Source organism: Streptomyces sp. NPDC058650 (assembly GCF_042717315.1).
Taxonomy (GTDB): domain Bacteria; phylum Actinomycetota; class Actinomycetes; order Streptomycetales; family Streptomycetaceae; genus Streptomyces.
In genome coordinates, this window is record NZ_JBHXRL010000015.1 from 118907 (window position 1) to 143876 (window position 24970).

The following is a 24970-nucleotide window of genomic DNA, read 5'->3' on the forward strand; positions in this document are numbered from 1 at the left end:
ACACAGGGAAGACGCCCTGTGAATCTTTCAGTTGATCAAAGACGATCTTTCAGGAGTGGTGTTCACCGTGTACACGATCGAGATGGCCTACGCCCGTATGCGCGAGCTGCAGGACCTGGCCAACCGCTCGCGTGCCCACCAGTCGACCTCCGCCTCGAAGCGCGCCGCGAAGAAGCGCGCCAAGAAGCGCTAATCAGCCTGGAGAGCCGCACCCAGCTCTCCCTCCCACCGGCGGTACAGCCGATGCGGCACGCCTGCCGCGTCCAGCACCCGCCCGGCGACGAAGTCCACCAGATCCTGGATGTGCGTCGCCCCCGCGTAGAACGCCGGAGAGGCGGGCAGCACCACGGCGCCCGCCTCGTCCAGCGCCACCATGTGCTTGAGCGTCTGACCGTTCAGCGGGGTCTCCCGCACGGCGACCACCAGCGGCCGCCGCTCCTTCAGCGTCACGCTCGCGACCCGTTGCAACAGGTCCTTGGAGAGCCCGAGTGCCACTCCCGCCACCGCGGCGGTCGAGGCCGGCACCACCAGCATCCCCTTCGCCGGGTACGAGCCCGAGGACGGCCCCGCGGCCAGATCACCGGCCGCCCAGTACCGCACGTCCTCCAGCGCGTCCCCGACGTCGAACGTGCCGGGCTTCCCGTCGGCGCCCCGCGCCAGCCAGGTCGCCAGGTCCTCGCGCCAGTGCGCGTCCCGGAAGGAGATCCCCGTCTCGTCGAGGAGCGTGAGCCGCGAGGCCCTCGACACGACGAGATCGACGCTCTCACCCGCGGCGAGCAGCCCCCTCAGTACGGCGGCCGCGTACGGCGTACCCGACGCGCCCGAAACCCCCACCACCCAGGGCCGACGACTCTTCATCTCCTGCGACTCCACGACAGTGAGCCTATCCGGCCGGGAAAACCCAGGCCGGAGCACGGCACGCTCCGGGCACCGGACCACCCCGGTCAGGCGTCCCGGAAGCGCAGCAGCCGCTTGGCCGTGGCCTTCACGAGGCGGTCCGCCTCGGTCAGGGGAAGGCGTTCGCGGCGGTAGCGGAGGGAGGGGCGCCCCTCGGCCCCGAACCCCTCCTTGAAGAGCGCGAGCGAGGACCCCGGGCGGGAGTCGCCCATGACGTAGGACCCGCGGCCCTCCGCACACGCGTCCTCGATCGCGAGCCGCTGGAGCAGGAAGCTCGCCCGCACCGGATGGGCCAGCTCCCGGTCCATCGCGCCACGCCAGTACTTCGCCCGGCCTTCGTACGACACCACCACCACGCCGGCGGCCGGCTCCCCGTCCACGCGGGCCAGGTAGACGGCGCACGAGGCGCCGAACCGGTCGGCGACCGCCTCCAAGTGCCGCCGCGGGAACCCCCGGGACCGGCGCAGGCGGGCGAGCGCCTGCGGCTCGTGCTGCTGCCGGGCCCACCGCTGCATGGACGTCTCGTACAGGCCGTAGAACTCCCCCACCAGCCGGCCCTCGCGGTCGATCTCCACCTCGACGGCCGACCGCTCGCCCCTGCGCGCGTCGCGCCTGGCCCGCTGGTGGAAGCGGTGGTCCCAGACGGTGCCGAAGCCCCCGCTCAGGTCCAGGACGTGCGTCGTGAGTCCCTCGGCGACGAAGTCGGGCGGCGCGGCGGACGGCCACACCGGGTCGACGTCCGGCCCGAACCGCAGTCCGACCCGCAGCGCCGGGCGCCCGGCCAGGTCGCGGAAGACGACCCGGGCCTCCTCCACGTCGGGCGCGCCCGGGGACGCCAGTGGCCCGCCGATCCCCCAGCCCGACGGCCAGGACTCCTCGGCCGTCAGCCGCCCGGGCAGCCCGCGCCGCCGGACGAGGGGGACGAGAACCCGGCGGCCGCCCTCGAAGACGTACAACCGGCTGGCGTCCTCGAACGGGCCCGTGTCGCAGACGCAGTCGAGCCAGGACGGGGTCTGGGTGACCAGCGTGGCCCCGTCCTCCTCGGCCAGCCGCCACCAGACCTCGCGCGGGGCCGGGGACGTCACCCGCACGGGCCCCGCCGCGGTGGTCCACGCGAGCACCTCCACCGTGCTCATCGCCGCGCCACCTCGGTGAGGACCGGCACCACGTTGCCGGCCACCCAGCGGCGACTGCGTCCGTAGCGCGCGGACTTGGCCGCGTTCCCCGCCACGTGCCACAGCCAGGTGAGCAGCGGCAGCAGGGCCTCGTCGGACTCCTGCCGCGGGGGCGGGACGTCGGAGTGGGCGAGCAGGGCGCGGTCCGCGGGCAGCAGGCCTCCGCGGCGCACGGTGTCGGCCACGATCCGCCCCAGCTCCCGCCGCTCGCGCTGCCGCCGCAGCGTGAGGACGAACAGGTACGAGTCGACGGCGCACGGCCCGTCGCGGCGCGCGTCCGCCCAGTCGATCACCCCGGACAGCGCTCCGCTCTCCCCGTCCACCAGGATGTTCCCGGGGTGGTAGTCGCCGTGGGTCCAGGCGGCCGTCAGGGTGCGCCCTGCCAGGCCGCCGTGGAGGCGCTCCCGCAGGGCCCGTACGGCGGCCGCGCCACGGGCCCCGCCGCACCAGGGGACCTCCTGGGCCAGCACCGCCAGGCGGGCGTCCACCCAGTCGGCGGTCCTGCGTTCGGCACGCTCCGGGCGACCCGTCGCGCGGTGCAGGGCCGCGACGGAGTCGAGCGCCGCGACGGCCAGCGGCCAGGCCCGGCCGGGTGCGCGCCGGAGCAGTACGTCTCCCTCGACGCCCGGCAGGCAGCGCTCCGCCACGAGCAGCAGCCGGCCGTCGTACCGCAGCTCCTCGGCCGGCGGCAGCAGCCGTCGCCACTCCCCGAGCCGGTCGTCCTCGGCCAGTGCGCGCAGGGCCGCGCAGCCGTGCGTGAGGGATCCGGCCGCGCGGGCACTGCGCGGGTACTTGATCACGAGGGGGTCCGCCGCGTGGTCCTCAAGGCGGAACACCAGCAGGTCGGAGACGGTCCGCTCCAGGCGGTGCAGGTCGCGGTATCGGACGTCCCGGCCGCGCAGCAGACCGGCGAGGCGGCGGGCTCGCACCAGGTCGAGCGGCCGGGTCAGCAGCGGGCTCGGGTCGAGCGGAAGGAAACCGCTCCATCCTGACCGTCCGGGGCCGGGCCGCTCCCCCGGCACGGTCCGGGGGAGCGCGGTGTCCACGGATCCTCCCGGCCACCCATCGACGAATGAATGCGGATATTTCACTCTAACAAGGCCTTTACGGCCTCCGCGCGCCGCTCGCCCGCACCTCCCGGCCGACACGACGGGCGACGGTGCCGAGGAACCGGACCGCCTCGGCCACGGCCGGCAGCGGGTCCTCGCGGCTGAGCCAGGCCCGCTCGGTCTCCGGCCCCGGCAGCAGGTCGGGCGGGAGCCGGTGCTCCTCGCGCAGCCACGCCGCCACCGACGGCAGGTCGAGCTGTCCGGCGACGAACACCCGCTCCTCGACCTGGGGGCCCCGCGGCACGTCACGGCCCGTCAGGTCGAGATGCATGGCCCGTACGACGTCGACGCCGTCGACGTTCTCGAACAGCCGGAACTGGGCGCCGGTCCGCGGATTGAAGTCCACCAGCTTGTAGCGCTCGTCGCGGCGGTCGTAGCGCCAGTCGAGGTCCGCCGCACCGCTGTAGCCGATCCGGCGGCACAGGTCCGCGGCCAGTTTCACGAGGGTGGGGTTGCCCAGCGCCACGGCCCGGGTCGTCACCCCGGCGTACGGCGGCCAGGACCGCAGCTTCAGACCGGTGAACGCAACCCGGGGCTCGCCCCCGAATCCGCAGTACAGGTGGGTGATCCAGTCCTCCGCCCACTCCCTCGGGATGTACTCCTGCACCAGGAGCGGGGGCAGGACGCCCGGTGCGAACCGGTCCAGGAGGCCGCGCTCGTCGCGGACCGCGGTGGTGCCGCCCACGGCCGGGTTGCGCAGCCTGGTCCACGCGTCGCGGTTCTTCAGCACGACGGGGAAGCCCAGCTCCCTGCCCGCGTCCACGAGTTCGTCGAGGGTGACGGGCGCCCTGGTCCGCGGCGAGGCGACCCCCAGCTCCTCGCAGAGCACGTGCAGGCTCGCCTTTCCGGCGAGGAGTCGCGGCAGGCCCGGCGGTACCCGGGGCAGCAGGAAGCACTCGGACAGGGCCTCGTAGTGCTCGGCGATCAGGATCGCGGCCTCGTCGTCGGTCGGCACGGGGACGCAGCGCGTACCGACGGAGCGGCCGATGTCGAGCAGGGCCGCGACGAGCACGTCCTGCCTCTCCAGGCCGGTCGTCGGCCGGACGAACGCGCGGGACAGGTGGCGGGAGAGCGCGACCGGGGTGAGCCGGTCCTCGACGACGGCGTGGACGGTGACACCGGCCCGGCCGAGGGTGCGCACCACGCCGAGCCCGCCGTGGTGCTGGGGGTACCGGCCGATCTTGGCCAGGAGCGCGGGCACCGCCGGATCGAGGAGGGGGTCGCCCGGCGCACGCTGCCTCACGGCTCTCCCTTCGGCGGGTTTCCGGGGGCCCGACGTTCTCATCAGGCCTCACAGCAGGGGGCGTTCTAGAATTACCACCACTATGTCCCTTTTGCGACTTACCGAAAGGTGCGGTCCCGCCGATCAGGCCACGGACGTGTCCTGATGGACGTGCCGACCCCCGAGCAGCGCCCCGCCGAGCAGCCGGTCGCCGAGCAGCCCACCGCTCCGGCGCCGCGCACCCGGGCCGACGTCGTCCCCCTCTGGGCCGCACGCGTGGTCCTGCCCGTCTCGGTCGCCCTCTGGCTGCTGTCGCTGCGCTCGGTCCCGCTCGACAAGATGCGCGACCTCGGACTGCTCCAGGTACTGCCCCCGCTGTTCTGGGTCGCGACGGCGCTGCTCACGCTGGGTTTCTGCCTGGCCCTGAGCGACCGCCGCACCCACAGCGCCTGGCTGACCGGTTACGTCCTCACGCTGATCGCCCTGCTCCACGCCACGCCCACGCTGCTCTACCCGACCCTGCGCTACTCCTGGGCCTGGAAACACCTGGCGGTCATCGACGCCGTGAACCGGCACGGCGGCGAGGTGCCCAACGCGGACAAGTTCTCCGTCTACAACGAGTGGCCGGGCTTCTTCGACCTCCACGCGATGTTCCTGCGGACCACCGGCCTGGACTCGGCCGTCGGGTACGCCTCCTGGACGCCCCCGGTCGCCAACGTCCTGCTGCTCGCCCCGCTGCTCCTGGTGTACAGGAGCGTGACCCGCGACCGGCGGGTCGTGTGGGGCGCGGTCTGGATCTTCTACAGCTGCTCCTGGGTGGGTCAGGACTACTTCGCGCCCCAGTCCTTCGCCTTCCTGCTCTTCCTGACGGTGATCGCCCTCCTGTTCCGGCAACTGCCGTCGTCGGCGCTCCCCCGCCCCGATCCGGGCCGCCGGGACGGCTGGCCGCCCGGGCTCCTCGTGGTGGTCGTGGTGATCGTGGCCGCGATCGTGGTCTCCCACCCGCTCACGCCGCTGATGCTGATCAGCGCCATGGCCATGCTGTCCTTCCCCCGTCGCAGCCGGCGGCTGGCGCTGCCGGTGCTGATCGCCGCGGTCGTCCTCACCGCCGCCTGGGACGCCACCGTGGCCCGGTCGTACATCTCCGTCAACATCACCGGCGTCATCCAGTCCCTCACCGAGCCCGACGAGAACGTCGCCTCCGGCCTCGCCGCGCTGGGCGACGCCGCTCCGGGACAGATCCTGCTGTCCTGGGTCGACCGCGGTCTTTCGGCCGGGGTCGCCCTCCTGGCCCTGGCCGGCCTGCTGACCCGCCGGTGGACCTGGCGCACCGGCCTGCCCCTGCTGGCCGCGGCCCCGCTGCCGCTGCTCGCCGTCAACGCCTACGGCGGCGAGATGCTCTTCCGGGCCTACCTCTTCGCGCTGCCCGCCGCCGCGTTCCTGGTGGCGGCCCTCCTGCTGCCGCCGAGTGACCGGTGGGGCGTCGGGCGCACGCTCGCCGTCTACCCCGTCCTCCTCGCCATGCTCGGCGGGCTGGTCTTCGGCTACTACGGCAAGGAGGCCCTGAACCAGTACACCCTCAAGGAGGTCGCCGCCGCCCGCTACGTGATCGAGCACGCCCCACCGGGCTCGACGATCGTCTCGCTCACCGCCGACGTGCCCGACCTCGACCTGGACTACGAGAAGCACCGCAGGGTCCAGCTGGCCTACCAGGACACGGACGACCTGCGGCAGATGGTGATCGACCCGCTGGAGGGGGTGACCGGATTCATCTACGGCGCCACCGAGGAGAAGCCCGCGTACGTCGTGCTCACCCGGGCCCAGGACATGAACCTCTATGTCACCGGGGCCCTGCCGGGCGACGTCTCGGAGCGGCTGCAGGCCGCGCTGTCCGGCGCTCCGGGCTTCACCCGCGTCTACGACAACGGCGACGCGATCGTGTACCGCTACGTGACACCGCCACCGGACTGAGGAGTCACTCGTGATCCTCCCGCCGATCCTCCCGCGCCTGGGACTCGCCGCCTCCGGGTGGCTCGCCCTGCTCGCCACGGCGCTGCCGGACGCCGCCCCGGTGCGGGTGGCCGTCGTCACCGCGTTCCTGCTCGTCTGCCCGGGGCTCGCGGCCCTGCGCGTCCTGCGGCCGGCCGGCAGCCCGCTGTGGGGCAACCCGGCCGCGGCCCTGGAGACCGCCCTCGTCAGCCTCGTGCTCGGTCTCGCCCTGGCGACCCTCGTGGCCGTCGCGCTCTTCCTCGGCGGCGTCTTCACCGCCACGCGGTCCCTCGTCGCCCTCGCCGTCCTGACCTCCGTCCTGGCCCTGCTGCCCGGCCGCTCCGGCGCGCGGAACCGGGACACGGGGGTGCACGCTGGTTGAAGAGAGAGGAAGCGCGCGATGGCCCAGGACCCGCCCCCGATCCCGCCCCCGCACCCCGGCGCCGGCGCGCGCCGGCGGCTTCCCGTCGTGGTCGTCGGAGCCGGTCCGTTCGGCCTCGCCACCGCCGCCTGGCTGGCCGCGAACGGCGTGACCACCCGCGTGTTCGGCGATCCGATGGCGACCTGGCGGGCCCACATGCCCGACGGCATGTTCCTCAAGTCGGTCCCGGCGGCCTCCTCGATCTCCGCCCCCGAGAGCGGGCACCGGTTCGCGGACTTCCGTGCCGCGCGGGGACGCCGGCCGGTCGGCGACACCTATCCGATCCCGGTGGAGGAGTTCATCGCGTACGGCCAGTGGTTCCAGGAGCGCCTGGTGCCGGACGTGGAGCGTACGGCCGTACGCGAGGTGCGGGCCGCCGACGGCGGGTTCGGCGTCTCCCTGGACGGCGGCGAGGAGGTCACCGCGCGGGCCGTGGTGGTGGCCACCGGACTCGTCGCGTACGCCCACCGGCCGGCCGGACTGGCGCCGCTCGTCACGGCGGGCCTCGCGTCCCACTCCTGCGATCACCGGGACCTCGCCGCTTTCGCCGGCCGGCGCGTCGCCGTCGTCGGCGCGGGCCAGTCGGCCCTGGAGAGCGCCGCGCTGCTGCACGAGGCGGGCGCCCGGCCCGTCGTGATCGCCCGGACCCGGGCCCTGCTGTTCGGCGACCCTCCGCCGGCGGACCGGCCGGCCTCCCGCTCCCGGTCCACCCGGCTGCGTAAACCCGGCTCGGCGCTGGGCCCCGGCTGGTCGCTGTTCGCGGTCAGCCACGGCCCGGCCGCCTACCGCCGCCTGCCGCCCCCGGTACGCGAGCACTTCCTGCGCACCGTGCTCGGACCGTCCGGCGCGTGGTGGCTCCGGGACCGGGTCGACGGACGCTTCCCGGTGTGGTGCGCGCACAGCCTCGTTTCGGCCCGGCAGGAGGACGGTACGGACGGTGCCGTACGCCTGGAGCTGGAGGACCCGACGGGACGGCGGGACGTCCTGCACACCGATCACGTCCTGGCGGCCACCGGCTACCGGGTGGACGTGGGGAGGATCCCCATCCTGGAACCGGCGCTGCGGACGTCGGTGGCCACCTCGCCCGGTGGCGCGCCGGTGCTGTCGGCGGGGTTCGAGTCCTCGGTCCCCGGCCTGTACTTCACCGGCCTGGCCGCGGCCCCCACCTTCGGCCCTCTCCTGCGGTTCGTCCACGGCACGACGTTCGCCGCCCACCGGGTCGCGGCCTCGGTCGCGGGCGGGCCACGGTGACCGCGAAGGGCGCCCGCCAGTCCCTTCGGCGGCTGGCGCTGGCCCTGTCGTCCGCCCTGCTGCTGACGGCCACCGCCTGCACCGGAACGGCCGAGAGCCCGCGGGCGCCCACCACCGGGCCGCCGCCGTCCGGCTCGTGGCGGGTCGTCCTGGACGACGGGTTCGACGGGACGGAACTCGACGGCCGGACGTGGACCACCTGCTACGACTGGAACAAGGACGGCTGCACCAACAGCGGCAACGACGAACTGCAGTGGTACCTGCCGGAGCAGGTCTCGGTGCGGGACGGCGAACTGACCCTCACCGCCGAGCGGCGCGAGACGGACGGCAGCGACGACCGGACCTACCCGTGGACCTCCGGCATGATCTCCACCGGCCGCGACGACTGGTACGGCGAGCCCCGGCGCACGTTCACGTACGGCTACTTCGAGGCGGCAATCAGGATCCCGCCCGAGGCGGGCATGTTCCCCGCGTTCTGGATGATGCCCGACTCGAAGTTCACGCCGCCGGAGATCGACATCATGGAGTTCCTGGACACCACCGAGCAGGTCAGCATGTACGTGCACTGGCGCGGGCCCGACGGCGACGAGGAACGGCAGCGCGGTACGTACGGCCCGGCGGACTTCCCGGACCGGTTCCACGTGTTCGGTCTGCTGTGGGAGCCCGACGCGCTGGTCTGGTACGTGGACGGCGTCGAACGCCTCCGGGTCACCGACACGGAACGGATCCCGGACGTGCCCATGGAGGTGCTGATCAATCTGGCGGTCGGGGTGCCGAAGCCCCCTCCGGACACGGTCGACACGGCCCGGATGCGCGTGGACTGGGTACGGGTGTGGGAGCGGTGAGCCACGCCCCTCCCGGCGGTGAGCCACGCCCCCTCCCGGCGCGTGGACCGCCCCGCCCCGAACTCCCTCAGGAGACCGCCTTGTACGGCACGTTCAGCCGTGCCCTCATCCGGCGGTAGGCGCGCCAGCCCCTGGTCCGCGGCCCTTCGGGGAACGGCGCGACCGGCGCCGCGGCACCCGTCGTCCACTGCCGGAACCGCTCCCGGTCCGTGTCCGCGCGCACCATCAGCCGGGCGATGCGCAGCGGATCGTCACCCGTCGAGCTGAACGCGTCGCGCACCGCCGTGGCCGACGTCCAGCCGGCCGCGCGCACCTGGTCGCGCACCGCGGGACTGGAGTACCCGTGCGGATAGGCGAACGAGGTCACCGGGTGACCGAGGACGTCCTCCAGCTCCTGTCCGCACCCCGCCACCTCGTCCCACGCCCGGTCGGCGGGCAGGGTGTCGAGCTGCGGATGCGTCCGCGTGTGGCCGCCGATCTCGATGCCGTACGCGTCGAGGACGACGAGCTGCCGCCAGCTCAGCATCCGTGATTCCGGCGGGAAGACGCCCTCCGTCGGGCCGCCGGCCCGGCCGCGCAGCCCGCCGGTGGTGACGTACAGGGTGGCGGGCAGGTCACGCCGCGCGAGCAGGGGCAGCACGGTCGAGTGGAAGTCCGCGAAGCCGTCGTCGAAGGTGAGGACCGCGGCCCGGGCGGGGAGCGGCGGGCCGCCGCGCTGCGCGGCCACCAGCCGGTGCAGCGGCACGATCCGCAGACCGCTGTCGGCGATCATCTCCAGCTGCTCGGCGAAGGCGCGCGGGCCGACCGTGAACGGCGCGATCCAGGACGGCGGGTCGGACGCCACCGAGTGGTAGAGGAAGACGGGTACGGCGGTCACGGCAGCCCCCCGCCGGCGTCCCCCACCCCTCCCAGGGCCGGTACGGCGGCCGGCCCTGGGACCGGCGCCGGGTCCGGCTCCGCATGCCGGACCCGGCCCGCGACGTAGCCCGCGACGGTCACGCCGACCCCTCCCGCGAGCGCCGAGGCGGTGCGCAGACCGCCGGGGCGGCCGGGCCGCAGCGCCCGGACGAACGCCCTCGGGACGGTCGACCGCAGATAGGCGCGCTCACTGGACAGGGCCGCGCGGGTGCCGCCGAGCCGGGCGACGTGCGCCTTGGACAGCCCCTCCGCATAGCACCGTGCGACGAAGTACGCCCAGGTGGCGCGGGCCGCGGGAACCCGGTGGCGGACCGCGGCGGCGGGTTCGTGGAGCAGGACCGCGGCCGGGTGACGGGCCGCGATGCGCAGGCAGAGCTCGGTCTCCTCGCAGCCGAGGGGGCGGGTCCCCACGCGCCCCAGATCCGTCCGGAACCCTCCGGCGGCGACCAGCTCGGACCGGCGGAAGGACATGTTGGCGCCGATGAAGTTCCGTACGGGGGAAGGCTGTTCGGGCAGTCCGTGGTACGAGCAGCCGACCACCCAGTCGAACTCGCGCGGGAACCACACCGGCCGGCGGGTGACCCACCACGGCCGGACCAGACCTCCGACGCCCGCGACGGCGCGGTCGGCATAGCGGGCGAGGAGCCGTGCGGACCAGTCCGGATCGGCGGCCGCGTCGTCGTCGAGGAAGGCCACGACCTCGCAACGGGCGGCGGCCACACCGGTGTTGCGTGCCCCGGACAGCCCCTGGCGCTCGGCGTTGGCGAGCACCCGCACGCCGGGGAAGGCGGCGGACGCCCGCTCGTACAGTTCGCGGCAGTGGTCGACGACCAGCACGGTCTCCTCCACGGGGTGCCGCTGTGCGCGCAACGACCCGACGGCCGTCCGCAGGTCTTCCCAGCGGTCGAGGGTGTAGGCGCAGACGACGACGGTCAGAGTCGGCACGCGGCCGGTACCGGCGTCGGTGTCGGTGTCGGTGTTCACGAGGACCTCCCGGATCCGGTCGTGAGCCAGCGCTTCCGCCAGATCAGCAGCGGCACGGCGAGCACGCACATGGTCACCAGCCAGGCGACACCCGCGCCGGTGATCCCCATCGTGGGCAACAGGATCTTGGTGAGCCCCAGGACCATCACGCACATCACGACCTGCACCCCGACGGCCCACCGCAGGCGCCGCCGCGCCCGCCACACGTCGATGGCGAGGCTGACCACGATGTTCGGCAGGGCGGACAGGGCGAGGAGCCGCAGCAGGGTGGTTCCGTGCTCGGCGTACTCGGGGCCGAAGAAGAAGAGGATCTGCGGCGCGAGCGCGGCGACGAAGACGATGGCGGCGCCCAGGAGCAGACCCGTGTGGCGCAGCATCCTCACCGTGTGCTCGACCAGCCGCTCCGGGTTGCTCACGGCCTCCACGACGAGGGAGCTGCCCAGGTTGCGGGCCACCAGGTAGAGCACGTAGCCGACGATCCAGGCGAGCGAGAAGTAGGCGCTCTGCTCGGCGCCCAGCGCGTTCAGGACCATCAGCGGGACCAGGGTGTACGCCGCCATCCGGAACAGCGAGCCGAAGTAGTCGGCGGCCGCGTACCGCAGCGCCCGGTCCGGTCGCTGCGCCTCCGTCGACACCCGTACGTGTTCGGGTACCGCCCGCCGCAGCAGGACGAAGTTGGCGACGAGGAGGGAGACGGCGAGCGCCCCGACCCAGGAGAGCAGGATGCCGGAGAAGAGCGCCATGGCCGCACCGATGCCGAGCAGCCCGATCTTCACGCAGGCGAAGATCACGTTCTCGCCGACCACCCAGCCGGGCCGCCGCACCGCGGTCAGCGCGCCGTCCTGCATGACGAAGACGGCGTATCCGGCGGTGGCGGTGATGAAGCAGACGGCGGTCACCGGGGTCAGCAGGAAGTCGAGGCCGGGGGCGACCTCGGGGACGAGCAGCAGGAAGCAGAAGGCCGCCAGGGCGCTCATGACGGCGCTGACGGTGTAGCAGAGGAGGATCAGCCGGCGGGTGTGGTGGCCGGCGGACGGCACGAACCGGACGAGGAAGTCGGAGAGGTTGAGCTGGCCGATGTTGGCCAGGAGCAGGGTCATGGAGAGCGCGGAGTAGCTGAGGCCCACCACCTCGTCGTCGTACCAGCGCGTGGCCAGGACCCAGAAGAGGGACCCCAGCGCGGCGCTGACGAGGGAGCTGATCGCGAGGAGGTGGCCGTTGCGCAGGAGCGGGTCACGGGGGAACACCGCGGTGACGCCGGACCGGACCACCTCGCCGACCGAGCGCCGCGGGTCGGGGGGAGGCCGGTCGACCACGACCGTGGTGCCGGCCGCCGGTGGCCTCCGGGCGTGCCGTGCGGTCCGCGACTCGGTCATCGGGGTCCGCCCCGCCTCCGCGAGCCGGGGCGCGCGAGGTCGTCGCGGCGGCCTTCGGTCCGCCGTCGCAGCCGCCGCTCGATCCGGCGGCTGCGCAGGTAGCCGTACGGCCCGTAGAGCATGCCCCGCAGCTCCAGACGGGTGAGCCTGGACGCCGTGGCGCCGCGCCCGGAGCCCGGTCCGGCGTCCGGTCCGGCATCCGGTCCGGCGCCTTCGCTGTGTCGCGTGAGCGCGTACCGTACGCCGCCGGGCAGCCGTCGCAGCAGCGCGGGCAGCATGCGTGGTTCGTGGACGATCGCCCCGGCCAGATAGGCGCCGAAGCCCGCGCCGTAGCCGAACGCCTGCGCGTCGAGGGCTTCGGGAGTGCGCTTGTGCCGGTGCCAGACGATCGCGGCGGGCTCGTAGGCCAGCGAGCGGCCGCGGGCGAGGACCCGGAAGAAGGAGAGCAGGTCGTCACCGCCGTGGGCGGGGGTGCCGACGCCGGTGGCGGGGTCGAAGCCGCCGAGGTCGCGCAGGAGTTCCGTACGGAAGGCCATGTTCGCGCCGGAGCCGAAGCGGCCCGCGGTGAACGGGAACAGCGGGTCCGCGGGCGGTGCGCGCAGCGACCAGACGCGGGGCGCGTACCCCTTCGCGAACGCGCCGTGCCGCTCCAGCGCGACCTGCGCCTCGGTGTCCAGCTCGGCGGGGACGATGAGCCCGGTGACGCATCCGGTGCGGGCGTCCGCCAGGAAGGGCGCGGCGAGCGCGGTCAGCCACAGCGGGTCGACGAGCGTGTCGTCGTCGGTGAAGGCGCTGATCGCGCCGCGGGCCGCGGCGAGCCCCCGGTTGTGGGCACGGGCGAGGCCGGGCACGGGTTCGCGCAGGTAGCGGACCACGGGACCGTGGTCCTGCGGGAGCCCACCGTACTCCCGCCGGACCAGCTCCTCCGTGGTCGTGTCCGCCGGTGCGTTGTCCACCACGATCACCTCGAACCGCGGGTACGTCTGCGCGAGGAGCGAGTCCAGACAGTCGCGGAGCATCCCGGCGCGGTTCCTCGTGGCCACGATCACGCTGATCGCGGGCGTCTTGACGGGCGCCTCGACGGGCGTCCGGTGCGGCTCGGCGCGACCGAGGCCCTCGTCGGTGACCGTGAACTCCCGGACCGCCGCGGCCGCGAGCGCCTGCCACAGCTCATCGGGCCCGCCGCCGGACGCCTCGGCCATCCCCAGCGGACGGCCGTGGAACCGTACGAGACCGAGCGCGGCACCCGACGGCCTGGTCCGCGCCCCGCCCCCGGGGCGCCGGAACGCCCCGGGCTCGGCGAGGTCGATGTCCACGACCGCCAGCGGCGCGGCGGACGCGAGCGGACGGCCGCCGGTCACGACGCGCTCCGCTCCAACGGGGCGGACGCGGGCTGGGCGGATGCGGGCTGGGCGGACGCCTTCTGCCCGCCGGGACGCTCGGACAGGAGCGTCCGCAGCACCCGGCGGCCGTCGGAGATCGCGTGCAGGTTGGACCGGCCGTTGCGGCGGGGCAGTTCGAGGCTGGGGACCTCGGCGATCCGGAGTCCGGAGCGCAGCGCGTGCACGATCATCTCGGCCTCGATCTCGAAACCGGTGGCGTGCAGGTCCAGTTGGTCGAGGAAGCTGCGCCGGAACGCGCAGAAGCCGTAGCACAGGTCGGTCAGCGTGGCGTCGTAGAGCCGGTTCACGAGGGCCAGCAGGGCGTGGTTGCCGAGCTGCCGGAAGCGCGTGATGTCGAGGGAGCCGCCGCCCTCGACGAAACGGGACCCCTTGACGAAGTCGTAGCCGTTCTCGAGGAAGTGCACGAAGTGCGGGATCTCCGCGGGGGACATGCTGCCGTCGGCATCCATCATCACCACGTAGTCGCCGCGCGCCGCGAGGAAGCCGGTGCGCAGCGCGTTCCCCTTGCCCTTCCCGCTCTGCTTCAGGCTGCGGACCGTGGGCAGGATCTGGGTCGCGATGCGGACCGTGGCGTCGTGGGAGTCGCCGTCGATCAGCAGGACCTCGCCGACGCAGTCCGGGATCTGTTCGAAGACCCAGGGGATGTTGCGCGCCTCGTTGAGGGCCGGGATGACCAGGCTCACCGCGAGCCGGGTCGGCGCCTTGTCCTCGGCGCGCCGCATGGGGTGCGGGGCCGGGTCGGTGGAGCGGCGGAGTGGGTGGTCCGCGGACGGGGAGTCCGGCGGGGAGCCGGGCTGGGAGTCGGTGTTCTGCCGCAGGGTCGGGTGCGTGGTCATGATGGCTCCGGGATCGAATCGGTGCACGGTCGCGTCGTGCTGCGGAGGCCGTCCGCCGGAGTGGGTGCCGGGTGACAGGTGCGGTCACCCTTGCGATGCACCATACGTTTACGTCGTATATGTACACTTTATCCCTGGATGTCCTGCGGTCAAGGCGCACAGCGAAGGCGGGCACATGGCGATCGAGAAGGACCCCGCGCAGGGGCGCCGTGCGCCGGGCCGCCGCGCCGGGGACCACGGGCGGTACGGCCGCCTGAGCCGCGAGCGCGTGCTCGCCACCGCCCTGGAGCTGGTCGACCGCGAGGGACTGTCCGCGCTGAGCATGCGCCGGACCGGCGCGGAGCTCGGAGTGGAGGCCATGGCGCTGTACCGGTACGCCGCCGGGAAGGACGCGCTGCTGGACGGTCTGGTGGAGGCCCTCTACACCGAGCTGGAGGAACAGCTGGCCGCCTCCGGCGAGGCACCCGGATGGCGGGACGAACTGCACCGGATCGCCGCCGCGACCTACCGGGTCGCCCTCGCGCATCCCCAGGTGGCCCCGCTCCTGGCCACCCGCATGCTGGCGGTCCCGCTCGCCCGCCGTCCGCTCCCCGTCCTCAGGGACCACGAGCGGATCCTGGCCCTCCTGGAGCGGGCCGGGCTGGACGAGGACGCCACCGTCATGGCCTTCCGGGCCGTCACCGGCTGGGTCCTCGGCTACATCCTCGGAGACCTGCGGGCCATGGTCGACAACCCCGACGAGCCCGATCCCGCCTTCCGCCTCGGCCTGCACCGCATGCCGGCCCGCGAGCTGCCCTGCCTGCGCGGCGCCGCCCCGACACTCGCCGGGCGGGCCCCGGAGGGCCTGGCCATCGGCCTGGACGCCCTCCTGGACCGCTTCGCCCCCGAATCCTGACGGATCTCTCTCGGATCGATCCCGACGGATCGATCCGAGAGAGATCCGAGAGAGATCCGAGGAATCAGAGGGACAGCCCGCGCACCAGCAGATCGAGCAGGGCGCACACGAAGAGACTGATCCCGATGAAGCCGTTCGTCGTGAAGAACGCCCGGTTGAGGCGGGACAGGTCGTTCGGCTTCACGATCGAGTGCTCGTAGCAGAAGGCCGCCGCCACGATGACGAGGCCGACCCAGAAGAACATCCCCGCGTCCGTCGCCACCGCGTACCAGACGAGCAGCCCCGTCGTCACGACCGCCGAGGCGCGGGCGCCCCACAGTGCCGCCGGAACGCCGAAGCGCGCCGGGACGGACAGCACGCCGTGGGCGCGGTCCGCCTGGACGTCCTGACAGGCGAAGATCAGGTCGAAGCCGCCGATCCAGACGCCGACCGCGAGGCCGAGGATCACCGCGTCCCAGGACCACTCGCCGGTGACCGCGAGCCAGGCGCCGATCGGCCCTATGGCCTGGGCGAGCCCGAGGATGGCGTGCGGGAAGTTCGTGAACCGCTTGCCGTACGGGTAGACGACCATCGGGATGACGGCGAGCGGCGCGAGCGCCAGACAGAGCGGGTTGAGAAGCGCCGCGGCCCCCAGGAACACCACGACCGCGATCCCGGCCCCGGTCCACGCCGACCGCACCGACACCGCCCCGGTCACCAGCTCGCGCCCCGCCGTCCGCGGATTGCGGGCGTCGATCTCGCGGTCGATGATCCGATTGCAGGCCATGGCGAAGGTCCGCAGGCCCACCATGCAGACGGTGACGAGGAAGAGCGTCCACCAGTGGATCTGCCGGTCCACCTGATACATCGCGGTGAGCGCGGCGGTGTACGCGAAGGGCAGCGCGAAGACCGAGTGCTCGATCATCACGAGGCGCAGGAACGCCTTCGTACGCCCCGGATCAGCGCCCGGTACGGCGGCCGTGGTCACAGCCCGTACTCCTTCCAGCGGCGGTCCACGAGGGCCGCCGTCGCCGGGTCGGACTCCACCATGTCCGGCCAGCCGCCGTCCCGGGTGTAGCCCTCCTCTGGCAGCTTCCTGGTCGCGTCGATACCGGCCTTGCCGCCCCAGAACTGCTGGTACGAGGCGTGGTCCAGATGATCGACCGGCCCCTCCACCACCGTCAGGTCGCGGGCGTAGTCGGTGTTGCCGAGGGCCCGCCAGGACACCTCGTGCAGGTCGTGGACGTCGCAGTCCTTGTCCACCACGATGATCAGCTTCGTCAGCGACATCATGTGCGCGCCCCAGATGGCGTGCATGACCTTCTGCGCGTGCTTCGGGTACTTCTTGTCGATCGAGACGATCGCGCAGTTGTGGAAGCCGCCCGACTCCGGCAGGTGGTAGTCGACGATGTCCGGCACGATGATCTTGAGCAGGGGCAGGAAGAACCGCTCCGTGGCCCGGCCCAGCGGCCCGTCCTCGGTCGGCGGCCGGCCCACGACGATCGACTGGAGCAGCGGCCGCTTCCGCATCGTCACGCAGTCGATCGTCAGCGCGGGGAACGGCTCCTGCGGCGTGTAGAAGCCGGTGTGGTCGCCGAAAGGCCCCTCCGGCAGGGTCTCACCGGGCTCCAGCCACCCTTCGACGACGACCTCGGCGTGCGCGGGCACCTGGAGCGGGACGGTCTTGCAGTCGACCATCTCGATCCGCTTGCCCTGCACGAAGCCGGCGAAGAGGTACTCGTCGATGTCACCGGGCAGCGGGGCCGTCGACGCGTACGTCACGGCCGGCGGGCAGCCGAAGGCGATCGCGACGGGCAGCCGCTCGCCGCGGGCCGCCGCCACCGCGTAGTGATTGCGGCTGTCCTTGTGGATCTGCCAGTGCATGCCGATGGTGCGCTTGTCGTGCCGCTGGAGCCGGTAGAGCCCCAGGTTCCGCACGCCGGTCTCCGGGTGCTTGGTGTGGGTGAGCCCGAGGTTGAAGAAGGAGCCGCCGTCCTTGGGCCAGGTGAAGAGCGCGGGGAGCGCGTCGAGATCGACGTCGTCGCCGGTGAGCACGACCTCCTGGACCGGGGCCTCTTTCACCTTCTTCGGCGGCACGTGGACCATCGAGCCGAGCTTGCCGAAGGCCTCGCGGACCCCGACGAAACCGTGCGGAAGCTCGGGCTTGAGCAGCCCGCCGATCTTCTCGCTGATCTCGCCGTACGACTTCAGACCGAGGGCCTTGAGCAGTCGGCGGTCGGTCCCGAAGACGTTCATCGCGAGCGGCATCGAGGAGCCCTTGACGTTCTCGAAGAGAAGCGCCGGGCCTCCTGCCTTGTTCACTCGGTCGACGATCTCCCCGACCTCCAGGTACGGGTCGACTTCGGCCTTGATGCGCTTGAGGTCGCCTTCGCGGTCCAGGGCCCTGAGCAGCGAGCGGAGATCGTCGTAAGCCATAAGGGCCAGTATCGGTCACCGGCTACCCTTGACCTGTCACCGGGGCCGCCGAACCGCGCCCCCGCCACCGCTTCCAGGGGGCTGTCCCACATGCTCAGGGCGCTGTTGTACATCCTGCCGCTGGCGCTGACGATCTACGCCTTCATCGACTGCCTGAACACCCCGGAGGAAGAGACCAAGCACCTGCCGAAGGTGGTCTGGGTCATCATCATCCTGCTGTTCTGGATCGTCGGGCCGATCGTCTGGTTCTTCGCGGGCAAGGTGCGGCGCGCCGCCTCGGCGCGGGGCAGGTCGGGCGGCTGGGTCGCCCCCGACGACAACCCCGAGTTCCTGAAGTCCCTGAAGGACGAGACCGCCGAGGGGTTCGAGGCCCGGGAGGCGGACCTCCGCCGCCGCGAGGAGGAGCTGAGGAAGCGCGAGAGCGGCGAGGACACCGAGAAGTGATGGAGCTCAGGCTCCTCGTCACCTTCGAGAAGGTCGCCGACGTCCTCTCCTTCACCCGGGCGGCCGCCGACCTCGGCTACGCCCAGTCCAGCGTCACGGGCCAGATCCGTTCCCTGGAGTCGTCCCTCGACGTGGAGCTCTTCGAGCGGCTCGGCAGCCGTATCCGGCTCACCGAGGCCGGGGAGCGGCTCCTGCCGTACGCCCGCCGGATGGCGGAGCTGGCCGAGGAGGCCAGGACGGCCGTCGCGACCGCCGCCGAACCCTCGGGAACGATCGCCGTGGGCACGATGGAGTCCCTCACGTCCTACCGGCTGCCGCCGCTCCTGGAGTACTTCCACCACCGCTACCCGAAGGTGCGGCTGACGCTGCGGCCGACCCTGGGCGACGAGACCCGGGCGGCGCTGCGCCAGGGCACGTACGACGTGGGCTTCCTGATGGAGCCCGGCACGGAGCACGAGGGCCTGGAGTCGGAGGTCCTCGCGCCCGAGCCGCTGGTGCTGGTCGCCGGCCCCGGCCACCCCCTGGTGGGGCGTACGGGGCTGACGAACGCGGACCTGGCGGCGGCCCGCCTGGTGGGCACCGAACCCGGCTGCCCGTACCGCGACCTCTTCGAGGAGGAGCTGCGGGAGTGGGCGCCGCCCTTCATGGAGTTCGGCACGATCGAGGCGACGAAGCGGGGAGTGACCTCGGGCCTGGGGGTGGCCCTGCTCCCCCGGGTGGCGGTGGCGGAGGAACTGACCTCCGGCACGCTGGTCGCCCTGGACTGGGATCCCCCCTTCACCCTCTTCACACAGCTCGCGTGGCGACGGGGGAAGAAGCTTCCGGCGCATGTCCGGCTGTTCGTGGAGCAGGCGCGGCGACTGGTGTCCGAGCAGAGCCGGCCAGTGTGACCTTGAGGCTCGCGAGGACGATGAGCGGAACGCCGAGCGCCTGAACGAGCCCGATGTGGTGCCCGTACACCGCCCAGTCGACGCCCATGGCGACGGCGGGGTAGGTGAAGGCGAGGACGGCGATCTTGGCGGTCGGCAGCTTGGCGTAGGCGGCGTACATCAGCACGTACATCAGCCCGGTGTGAATGACCCCGAGCCCCACGAGCCACAGCCACCCTCCCCCTATCCCGGAGACGGCGCCGAAGTCGACGAAGGGCAGGAGCAGCGGGAGCCCGACGAGGACCTGGACGAGCGCGATCAGGTGCGGCCGTATGCCGGTGATCCGCTTGGTGACGAAGGTGGCGAGGGCGTAGAGCACGGCGGCGGCGAGCGCGAACCCGAGCCCCTTGAGGGAGGCGGTGTCGCCGGGCCGCACTCCGGAGACGAGCACGAGCCCACCGAAGGCGACGGCCAGCCACGCGAGCTTGGCGCCGGAGATCCGCTCCCGCATGAACACCGCACCGAGCAGCACGAGGAAGAACGGCTGCGTGTGATAGACGACGGTGGCGAGGGAGATCGAGGTGGCCTCGTAAGCCTCGAACAGGAAGACCCAGTTGAAGACGATGAACACCCCGCCGAGGGCGGCGAGCCCGAGCTTCTTCGCGGTGAACCCGTGCCCGGTGAAGAACCCCCGGGCGAGGCTGTACGCCCCGAGCGCGGCGGCCCCGAAGAGGCACCGGAAGAACACCACCTCGAAGGGCGAAGCCCCGGACTCGACGACGAAGATGCCGAGCGTGCCGGAGAGCACCATGGCGAGGGTGAGTTCGACGGTTCCCCTGGTCTCGTTTCTCATGGCAGTGACGCTACGGGCGGGTCCGGCACCCGGTCCACGAGCCAGTGGGCCGTCCTCCCGATGGCCCCGATCGGCGGGCCCGATGGGCGGTCCATCGGCAGACCCGATGGACCGTCGGCCGTCGGCTCACGGCCCCTCTCAACTGGTGAGATGCCGTCGGACGAAAGGCGCCGTTCCCAGCACGAACGCGGCGAGGACGACCAGTCTTTGGAGGCCGGGCTGAGCGGCGAGACTGCTGTGCTGGACGCCATAGGTCGCGTACCAGTTGGCGGCGAGATCGGTCGCCATGATGGCGCAGGCGAGGTCCGTCCCTCGACGCTTGCCTCTGATCAGCAGCACAGCTGCGAGCAGGTCGAGGAGCGCCAGCGAGGACCAGTAGAAGTTCAGCCACCTCGGAGCCCAGTCGTAGGCCTGAAGGCCGTGGTGAAGAAGGTCCGCGACATGCACGACGGCGCCGACGAGGAACAGGCCGGCGGTCATGACGCCCCCCACTATCACCACCCAGAGGGGGGTGCGGCGCATCCAAGCGATCACGTCACGGATCGTCCCAGCCGCCGGCGTGCCGCGTCAGGCGGTTGACGGAAGATGATCTCAAACGGGCAAGAAGCCGGGACGGCCGCCGACATGGGCCCGGCGGGCCCGCACGGAAGCGGATCCGGGTACGTCGTCCGGGACCGGCGCGGAAATCCATTCGTCCCGCCACGGTGCGACCAAGAGACTTGCCTCATGACCAGAGACTTCACCGTGCGCCCAGCCCGGCCCGCCGACGCGGGGCGCCTGGCCGAACTGCGCTGGACGCACAAGCAAGAGGACCACGAAGGGCGGCCACCGGCTCCGACGCGGCCCCCGGAAGAGGCAGAGCACTGGATCCACGACCGGCTCAGGGATGGCCAGTGGTCGGCCTGGGTCGCCGAGACCGAAGGGGAGATCTGCGGTCACGTCTTCCTCTGCCTGGTGGAGCGGATGCCGGAGCCCTACGAGGACAACAACCCGGTGGGCTATGTCACGAACTTCTTCGTCCTGCCGTCTCAACGGAACAAAGGAGCCGGCTCGGCGCTCCTTGAGGCGCTGAAGCGGCATTCACACACCGCCGGCCTCGAAGGTTTGATCGTCTGGCCGTCAGAGCGCAGCACCCCGCTCTATCAGCGCTTCGGCTTCCAGCCCCCGGAGGAACTGCTGGAACTTCCACTCGACACCTGATGAGATCCCCTTCCGGTACCCCCTAGGGGGTACGTCGGGTCGTGGTCGAGGGCCCCGGCCGCGTGCCCGCCGGGACGGCGGCGTGTCAGATCACGGCGAGCCGGTCCACCAGCAGTTCCACCCTCGGCTCAGCGCCCTCGGGCAGCAGGCGGCCCGCTCTGGTCAGGGTCGCCAGGCCGTGCAGAGCCGCCCAGAACACCTCGGTGAACAGCCCCGGGTGGACGCCGTCGCCGGCGACCTCGGCGAGGCACTCGAGCAGGGCGGCGAAGGCGTCCTTCAGCGGCTGAGGGGTGTCCTCCTGCGCGTACGCCAGGCCGCCGTCGAGCTGGAACAAGGCGTCGTAGACGGCCGGGTTGCGCTTGGCGAAGTCGAGGTAGGCGTGGGCGAGGGCGGCGACCCGCTCGCGCGGGCCGTCCGTGGCGGAGGTCGCGGCCCGCAGCGCCGCGGCCAGCTCGGTGGCGCCCTCCAGGGCGACGGCGCCGATGATCTCGCGCTTGCCGCGGAAGTGGCTGTAGAGGACGGGCTGGCTGTACTCGATGCGCTCGGCGAGCCGGCGGGTGGTGACGGCGTCCCAGCCCTGCTGCTCGGCGAGTTCGCGGGCTGTCGCCACGATGAGGCGCTCGCGCTCCGCCCGTTCGCGCTCCTTGCGTTCCTTTACCGACATGACTTGATCCTAGCATCGCTAGACAACCGAGCGTTAGTAGTACTAGCGTTGCACCATCATCTAGCAACGCTAGTTCGCGGAGGGATCGTCATGCTCAACGCACTCGAGGTCGTCACCACCGTCGTCGTCGGCCTGATGGTGGGGGTGGAGTTCTCCGTCGCCTTCATCATGAGCCGGATCCTGGACGCGCTTCCCGAGGACAGCGGCCAGCTCGGCCACGCCCACGGCGGCCGCATGCTCGGCACCCTGATGCCGTTCTGGTACATAGGCTCGCTCGTCCTCAGCGGGATCTGGGCCGTCGCCGGATGGAACCACCACGGCGCCGGACTCGTCGTCACCGCCGCCGGACTGCTGATCCTCAGCGTGGTCATGTCGATCCTGCTGCTCGTCCCGATCAACAACCGAAACAAGACCTGGACCCCCGAGAACCGGCCCGCCGACTGGAAGCAGCAGCTGCACCGCTGGAACCGCTACCACTACCTCCGCGTCGCCGTCATCGTCGCCGCGTTCACCCTGCTGGTCACCGCCACCGCCGGCGCGTGACGCAGTCGGTCCCACGGGGAACAGTCCCCTCATGGACCACGAACAGGCGCAGCGCTGGCTCGGGACCGCCCTCGACGAGGCGCGGGGCGGGCTCGCAGAAGGTGGGATCCCGATCGGGGCCGCGCTCTACGGCGCCGACGGCACGCTCCTCGGGCGGGGGCGCAATCGGCGCGTGCAGGACGGGGACCCGTCCCTGCACGCCGAGACCGCCGCCTTCCGCGCCGCCGGGCGGCAGCGCTCGTACCGGGGGACGACGATGGTCACGACCCTGTCGCCGTGCTGGTACTGCTCCGGCCTCGTCCGGCAGTTCGGAATCTCGCGGGTCGTCGTCGGCGAGGCCGAGACCTTCCACGGCGGGCACGACTGGCTCACCCGGCACGGCGTCGAGGTGATCGTCCTCGGCGACGCCGAATGCGTGGCACTCCTGCGGGAGTTCGTCGCCGCGCACCCCGCCCTCTGGCACGAGGACATCGGAGAAGAGCCGTCACCGCAACCTCGCAAAGGTTGACGTGCCCCCAACACCCTGTCGATATCCTGAACTTGACGATGTGACGGGGCGCATCTCGTGGGGTAGCAGGGGGAAGCAGGGGGGTGGCCGGTGGACAGGGAGCTCTACGGACGCGAGGCGGTCCTGCACGACAGTGGTCTCGTCGCACGGCTCAGCGGGCTCACCCGGCACGGTGCCGCGCGGGTCGCGTACGAACACGGCGACGATCCGCCGGTCACGGTGTTCACGGGCGGGCGCGGCATGGGGAAGACCTCCCTGCTCAAAGAGGTCCGCAACCGCTACAAGGGCTACACGCCGCTCGCCCTGCTCGACTGCGCGCACGTCGAGCCGCCCGCCGACCACGGGCCCGGCTGGAGCCAGGTCACCGGGGCGCTCACCGAGCTCGCCGTCCAGCTGTCGCCGAAGGTGCTCGCCGCGAAGCCGGTGCAGTTCCCGAGGCTGTCGCTCGGGCTCGTGGCCGTCGCCTCACTCGGCTGGTCCCAGGAGGACGACGAGCGGGCCAGGAACGACCTCCTTCGGCTCGGACCGCTGCTCGCGACCGTCGACGCGACGAAGGGCGCCACCGGGAACTGGGTCTCCAAGGTCCTCTCCAAGCTGGCCGGCACCTTCGCCGAGGCCGGCGTGCCGATGGCCGGGCTGCTCGCCGAGGCGACCGTGGAAACCGTCCTCGAAGAGGTCTTCGGGCGGTTCCAGCGCGCCTCCGAGAACTGGTACGGCAGCTATCGCAACGCCGGCGGGCGCGGCAAAGCCGGTCTCCGGCAGCTCGCGATCGACTTCGAACAGGGCGGCCGGCGCCGCCGCGAGGCCGAGGACTTCCTCGTCGGCGCCCTCACCGAGGACCTGCTCCACGCCTATACGGGGCTCCGGCGCGGCACCCGCATCGGCAGACCGGTCCTCCTCCTCGACAACGCCCACGAGGAGCTCGGCCGGCAGCTCGTCGAGCCGATCCTGCGCGCCCGCGCCGACGGCCGCCGCGACCGGGTCGTCGTCCTCGCCACCTCCCGGATCCGCGAGCACGAGGGGCTGCGGCACGCCACCAGGACCCGGCTGCCGGAGACCGCGCACCGCGCGCCCTGCCCGCGCGGGGCGAGCGTCGGCTCCGGCATCCTCGCCGTCGAGCTCACCCCGCTCTCCCCCGCCCAGACCCGCACCGCCTTCGACCACCACGACCCGGCCGGCCGCACGCCACCCGAACTCGCCCGCGCCGTCCACCGGTTGACCGGCGGCCGACCGCTCGGCGTGGCCCTCCTCGGCCGCGCCGCCGGCGAGGCCCCGCCGGAGCTCCGGGCCGGCCTCACCCCGGGCGGGCTCCTCGACCTGACGGTGGAGCTGCGCGAGGACGCCCCGCCGGTGCCCGTCGCCCCCACCCTCCTCGCCGAGCTGCTCCCGGTGCGACGCCCCGGCCCGTACGCCGTGCTCGCCGCCGCCCACGACGAGGGGTCCGCCCGCGCGCTCGCCCACGCCCGGCTCCAGGGCGAGTCCCTGGACGGGGACGTGGCGCTGCGCGTCCGCGACCGGCTCCGCGCCGAGGACTGGCAGGAGGGCCCCCGCCACTTCGTCGCCGACCCCCTCCTGCGCGCCCTGCTCCTGCACCGGCTCCGCTTCGAGGACGACGACCACCCGCGCTACGCGTCCTGGCGCGCGGTCCACGAGACCCTGCACCGGTACTACGGGCCCGATCCCGGCCCGTACCGGCTCCACCACGACCTCGCGCTCGGCCGCACCGAGGAGGCCGTCACCCACCTGCGGGCCACCTTCCCCGAGCAGGACGTCCTCGGCTGGCTCGGGCGGCTGAAGTTCGTCGCCGCCGCCGCGTACCCGCGCGAGCGAGACCACTCGGGACCCGACCCGCGCCGGGCGATCGCCCTGGGCCAGGCCCCGGCGGGTGACCTCCCGGCGGGACTCGACGCCGAGCACATCGAACTCCACCTTTCCGTAGGGCGGTTGCTGCACGCCGTATGGCTGCTCACCGATCCGCTCGCACTGCCCGACGACGACGTGGCCGACCGGCTCGCGCACGAGCTGCGCAGGCTCTCCGGCCGCCATCTGACGGGCAGCGGTTCGCTCTGGGACGCGGCCACCCACTGGCCGCGCGACATCCGCGCCTGGCGGGAGCTCTCGCTGCCGCCGGGCCGCGAGGACGGAGTCTGACG

At 72.7% G+C, this 24970-nt stretch carries 26 protein-coding genes; 12 read left to right on the forward strand and 14 right to left on the reverse strand.

What is annotated here, in order from left to right; translation table 11 throughout:
• Positions 1-55: 55 nt before the first annotated feature.
• Complete coding sequence (locus tag ACFWWU_RS25250) at positions 56-193, forward strand: hypothetical protein (protein ID WP_267044219.1); 138 nt, start codon at positions 56-58, stop codon at positions 191-193.
• On the opposite strand, the gene ACFWWU_RS25255 is transcribed toward ACFWWU_RS25250, so the two are convergent.
• From ACFWWU_RS25255 to ACFWWU_RS25270, 4 genes are all read right to left on the reverse strand, one after another.
• Positions 190-858 carry a UbiX family flavin prenyltransferase gene (locus ACFWWU_RS25255; protein WP_329625656.1) on the reverse strand — a complete coding sequence of 223 codons (669 nt, stop codon included), beginning with the start codon at positions 856-858 and terminating at the stop codon, positions 190-192. The two genes, ACFWWU_RS25250 and ACFWWU_RS25255, sit on opposite strands and share 4 nt — an antisense overlap.
• Positions 859-944: 86 nt before the next feature.
• Complete coding sequence (locus tag ACFWWU_RS25260) at positions 945-2033, reverse strand: GNAT family N-acetyltransferase (protein ID WP_384148068.1); 1089 nt, start codon at positions 2031-2033, stop codon at positions 945-947.
• Positions 2030-3118, reverse strand: coding sequence for a phosphotransferase family protein (locus ACFWWU_RS25265; RefSeq protein WP_384148069.1), 1089 nt, complete (start codon positions 3116-3118; stop codon positions 2030-2032). The genes ACFWWU_RS25260 and ACFWWU_RS25265 overlap by 4 nt, the downstream gene beginning before the upstream one ends.
• Positions 3119-3176: 58 nt before the next feature.
• Positions 3177-4424 (reverse strand): ATP-grasp domain-containing protein, encoded by a 1248-nt coding sequence (locus tag ACFWWU_RS25270; RefSeq protein ID WP_384148070.1) that lies wholly within the window; start codon positions 4422-4424, stop codon positions 3177-3179.
• Positions 4425-4568: 144 nt separating this feature from the next.
• Between ACFWWU_RS25270 and ACFWWU_RS25275 the strand changes: the two genes are divergently transcribed.
• The 4 genes from ACFWWU_RS25275 to ACFWWU_RS25290 are packed head-to-tail and all read left to right on the forward strand — an operon-like array spanning position 4569 to position 8909.
• Complete coding sequence (locus ACFWWU_RS25275; protein ID WP_384148071.1) at positions 4569-6374, forward strand: glycosyltransferase; 1806 nt, start codon at positions 4569-4571, stop codon at positions 6372-6374.
• Positions 6375-6384: 10 nt separating this feature from the next.
• A complete protein-coding gene (locus ACFWWU_RS25280) occupies positions 6385-6774 on the forward strand; it encodes a hypothetical protein (RefSeq protein ID WP_384148072.1) in 390 nt (129 codons plus the stop codon).
• Between the two features lie 18 nt (positions 6775-6792).
• Positions 6793-8064 (forward strand): FAD-dependent oxidoreductase, encoded by a 1272-nt coding sequence (locus ACFWWU_RS25285; RefSeq protein ID WP_384148073.1) that lies wholly within the window; start codon positions 6793-6795, stop codon positions 8062-8064.
• Entirely contained in the window at positions 8061-8909 is an 849-nt protein-coding gene (locus ACFWWU_RS25290; protein ID WP_384148074.1) for a family 16 glycosylhydrolase, read from the forward strand. Before ACFWWU_RS25285 ends, ACFWWU_RS25290 begins: the two co-directional genes overlap by 4 nt.
• A gap of 67 nt (positions 8910-8976) precedes the next feature.
• Here the strand turns inward: ACFWWU_RS25290 and ACFWWU_RS25295 are convergent, their stop codons facing one another.
• The 5 genes from ACFWWU_RS25295 to ACFWWU_RS25315 are packed head-to-tail and all read right to left on the reverse strand — an operon-like array spanning position 8977 to position 14426.
• Positions 8977-9786, reverse strand: a complete 810-nt coding sequence (locus tag ACFWWU_RS25295; RefSeq protein ID WP_384148075.1) for a polysaccharide deacetylase family protein — start codon at positions 9784-9786, stop codon at positions 8977-8979.
• Positions 9783-10811 (reverse strand): glycosyltransferase family 2 protein, encoded by a 1029-nt coding sequence (locus ACFWWU_RS25300; protein ID WP_384148076.1) that lies wholly within the window; start codon positions 10809-10811, stop codon positions 9783-9785. Before ACFWWU_RS25300 ends, ACFWWU_RS25295 begins: the two co-directional genes overlap by 4 nt.
• Positions 10808-12187 (reverse strand): lipopolysaccharide biosynthesis protein, encoded by a 1380-nt coding sequence (locus ACFWWU_RS25305; RefSeq protein ID WP_384148077.1) that lies wholly within the window; start codon positions 12185-12187, stop codon positions 10808-10810. Before ACFWWU_RS25305 ends, ACFWWU_RS25300 begins: the two co-directional genes overlap by 4 nt.
• Complete coding sequence (locus ACFWWU_RS25310; RefSeq protein ID WP_384148078.1) at positions 12184-13548, reverse strand: glycosyltransferase; 1365 nt, start codon at positions 13546-13548, stop codon at positions 12184-12186. Before ACFWWU_RS25310 ends, ACFWWU_RS25305 begins: the two co-directional genes overlap by 4 nt.
• Positions 13545-14426 carry a glycosyltransferase family 2 protein gene (locus tag ACFWWU_RS25315; RefSeq protein ID WP_384148079.1) on the reverse strand — a complete coding sequence of 294 codons (882 nt, stop codon included), beginning with the start codon at positions 14424-14426 and terminating at the stop codon, positions 13545-13547. Before ACFWWU_RS25315 ends, ACFWWU_RS25310 begins: the two co-directional genes overlap by 4 nt.
• Before the next feature lie 175 nt (positions 14427-14601).
• Here ACFWWU_RS25315 and ACFWWU_RS25320 point away from each other — a divergent pair, with 175 nt between their 5' ends.
• Positions 14602-15321: a TetR/AcrR family transcriptional regulator gene (locus ACFWWU_RS25320; protein ID WP_384148080.1), complete on the forward strand. Its 720-nt coding sequence runs from the start codon at positions 14602-14604 to the stop codon at positions 15319-15321.
• Positions 15322-15385: 64 nt separating this feature from the next.
• Here the strand turns inward: ACFWWU_RS25320 and mqnP are convergent, their stop codons facing one another.
• Together mqnP and ACFWWU_RS25330 are read right to left on the reverse strand one after the other, a co-directional pair.
• Positions 15386-16288, reverse strand: coding sequence for a menaquinone biosynthesis prenyltransferase MqnP (gene mqnP / locus ACFWWU_RS25325; RefSeq protein ID WP_384148081.1), 903 nt, complete (start codon positions 16286-16288; stop codon positions 15386-15388).
• Positions 16285-17736, reverse strand: coding sequence for a menaquinone biosynthesis decarboxylase (locus ACFWWU_RS25330; RefSeq protein ID WP_384148082.1), 1452 nt, complete (start codon positions 17734-17736; stop codon positions 16285-16287). Before ACFWWU_RS25330 ends, mqnP begins: the two co-directional genes overlap by 4 nt.
• A gap of 90 nt (positions 17737-17826) precedes the next feature.
• Here ACFWWU_RS25330 and ACFWWU_RS25335 point away from each other — a divergent pair, with 90 nt between their 5' ends.
• Positions 17827-18180, forward strand: coding sequence for a PLD nuclease N-terminal domain-containing protein (locus tag ACFWWU_RS25335; RefSeq protein WP_384148083.1), 354 nt, complete (start codon positions 17827-17829; stop codon positions 18178-18180).
• Entirely contained in the window at positions 18180-19070 is an 891-nt protein-coding gene (locus ACFWWU_RS25340; protein WP_384148084.1) for a LysR family transcriptional regulator, read from the forward strand. Before ACFWWU_RS25335 ends, ACFWWU_RS25340 begins: the two co-directional genes overlap by 1 nt.
• Here ACFWWU_RS25340 and ACFWWU_RS25345 read toward each other — a convergent pair.
• Entirely contained in the window at positions 18967-19902 is a 936-nt protein-coding gene (locus ACFWWU_RS25345; protein ID WP_384148085.1) for a DMT family transporter, read from the reverse strand. The genes ACFWWU_RS25340 and ACFWWU_RS25345 overlap by 104 nt on opposite strands.
• A gap of 138 nt (positions 19903-20040) precedes the next feature.
• A complete protein-coding gene (locus ACFWWU_RS25350) occupies positions 20041-20382 on the reverse strand; it encodes a hypothetical protein (RefSeq protein ID WP_384148086.1) in 342 nt (113 codons plus the stop codon).
• A 246-nt stretch (positions 20383-20628) separates the two neighbouring features.
• On the opposite strand from ACFWWU_RS25350, the gene ACFWWU_RS25355 reads away from it, so the two are divergent.
• A complete protein-coding gene (locus ACFWWU_RS25355; protein WP_384148087.1) occupies positions 20629-21102 on the forward strand; it encodes a GNAT family N-acetyltransferase in 474 nt (157 codons plus the stop codon).
• Between the two features lie 85 nt (positions 21103-21187).
• Here the strand turns inward: ACFWWU_RS25355 and ACFWWU_RS25360 are convergent, their stop codons facing one another.
• On the reverse strand, positions 21188-21766 hold the full coding sequence (locus ACFWWU_RS25360; RefSeq protein ID WP_384148088.1) for a TetR/AcrR family transcriptional regulator: 579 nt from the start codon (positions 21764-21766) through the stop codon (positions 21188-21190).
• Between the two features lie 90 nt (positions 21767-21856).
• Here ACFWWU_RS25360 and ACFWWU_RS25365 point away from each other — a divergent pair, with 90 nt between their 5' ends.
• The 3 genes from ACFWWU_RS25365 to ACFWWU_RS25375 all read left to right on the forward strand — a co-directional run bounded on the left by ACFWWU_RS25365 (position 21857) and on the right by ACFWWU_RS25375 (position 24968).
• Positions 21857-22309 (forward strand): anthrone oxygenase family protein, encoded by a 453-nt coding sequence (locus ACFWWU_RS25365; RefSeq protein WP_384148089.1) that lies wholly within the window; start codon positions 21857-21859, stop codon positions 22307-22309.
• Between the two features lie 31 nt (positions 22310-22340).
• On the forward strand, positions 22341-22817 hold the full coding sequence (locus tag ACFWWU_RS25370; RefSeq protein WP_384148090.1) for a nucleoside deaminase: 477 nt from the start codon (positions 22341-22343) through the stop codon (positions 22815-22817).
• A 90-nt stretch (positions 22818-22907) separates the two neighbouring features.
• Positions 22908-24968 (forward strand): hypothetical protein, encoded by a 2061-nt coding sequence (locus ACFWWU_RS25375; RefSeq protein WP_384148091.1) that lies wholly within the window; start codon positions 22908-22910, stop codon positions 24966-24968.
• Positions 24969-24970: the final 2 nt, after the last annotated feature.

Coding starts and splice junctions, on each gene's coding strand:
- ACFWWU_RS25365 (WP_384148089.1), top strand. CDS start 21,857: ATGCTCAACGCACTCGAGGTCGTCACCACCGTCGTCGTCGGCCTGATG.
- ACFWWU_RS25285 (WP_384148073.1), top strand. CDS start 6,793: ATGGCCCAGGACCCGCCCCCGATCCCGCCCCCGCACCCCGGCGCCGGC.
- ACFWWU_RS25345 (WP_384148085.1), bottom strand. CDS start 19,902: ATGAGAAACGAGACCAGGGGAACCGTCGAACTCACCCTCGCCATGGTG.
- ACFWWU_RS25255 (WP_329625656.1), bottom strand. CDS start 858: ATGAAGAGTCGTCGGCCCTGGGTGGTGGGGGTTTCGGGCGCGTCGGGT.
- ACFWWU_RS25260 (WP_384148068.1), bottom strand. CDS start 2,033: ATGAGCACGGTGGAGGTGCTCGCGTGGACCACCGCGGCGGGGCCCGTG.
- ACFWWU_RS25360 (WP_384148088.1), bottom strand. CDS start 21,766: ATGTCGGTAAAGGAACGCAAGGAGCGCGAACGGGCGGAGCGCGAGCGC.
- ACFWWU_RS25335 (WP_384148083.1), top strand. CDS start 17,827: ATGCTCAGGGCGCTGTTGTACATCCTGCCGCTGGCGCTGACGATCTAC.
- ACFWWU_RS25320 (WP_384148080.1), top strand. CDS start 14,602: ATGGCGATCGAGAAGGACCCCGCGCAGGGGCGCCGTGCGCCGGGCCGC.
- ACFWWU_RS25355 (WP_384148087.1), top strand. CDS start 20,629: ATGACCAGAGACTTCACCGTGCGCCCAGCCCGGCCCGCCGACGCGGGG.
- ACFWWU_RS25330 (WP_384148082.1), bottom strand. CDS start 17,736: ATGGCTTACGACGATCTCCGCTCGCTGCTCAGGGCCCTGGACCGCGAA.
- ACFWWU_RS25305 (WP_384148077.1), bottom strand. CDS start 12,187: ATGACCGAGTCGCGGACCGCACGGCACGCCCGGAGGCCACCGGCGGCC.
- ACFWWU_RS25350 (WP_384148086.1), bottom strand. CDS start 20,382: ATGACCGCCGGCCTGTTCCTCGTCGGCGCCGTCGTGCATGTCGCGGAC.
- ACFWWU_RS25340 (WP_384148084.1), top strand. CDS start 18,180: ATGGAGCTCAGGCTCCTCGTCACCTTCGAGAAGGTCGCCGACGTCCTC.
- ACFWWU_RS25275 (WP_384148071.1), top strand. CDS start 4,569: ATGGACGTGCCGACCCCCGAGCAGCGCCCCGCCGAGCAGCCGGTCGCC.
- ACFWWU_RS25315 (WP_384148079.1), bottom strand. CDS start 14,426: ATGACCACGCACCCGACCCTGCGGCAGAACACCGACTCCCAGCCCGGC.
- ACFWWU_RS25370 (WP_384148090.1), top strand. CDS start 22,341: ATGGACCACGAACAGGCGCAGCGCTGGCTCGGGACCGCCCTCGACGAG.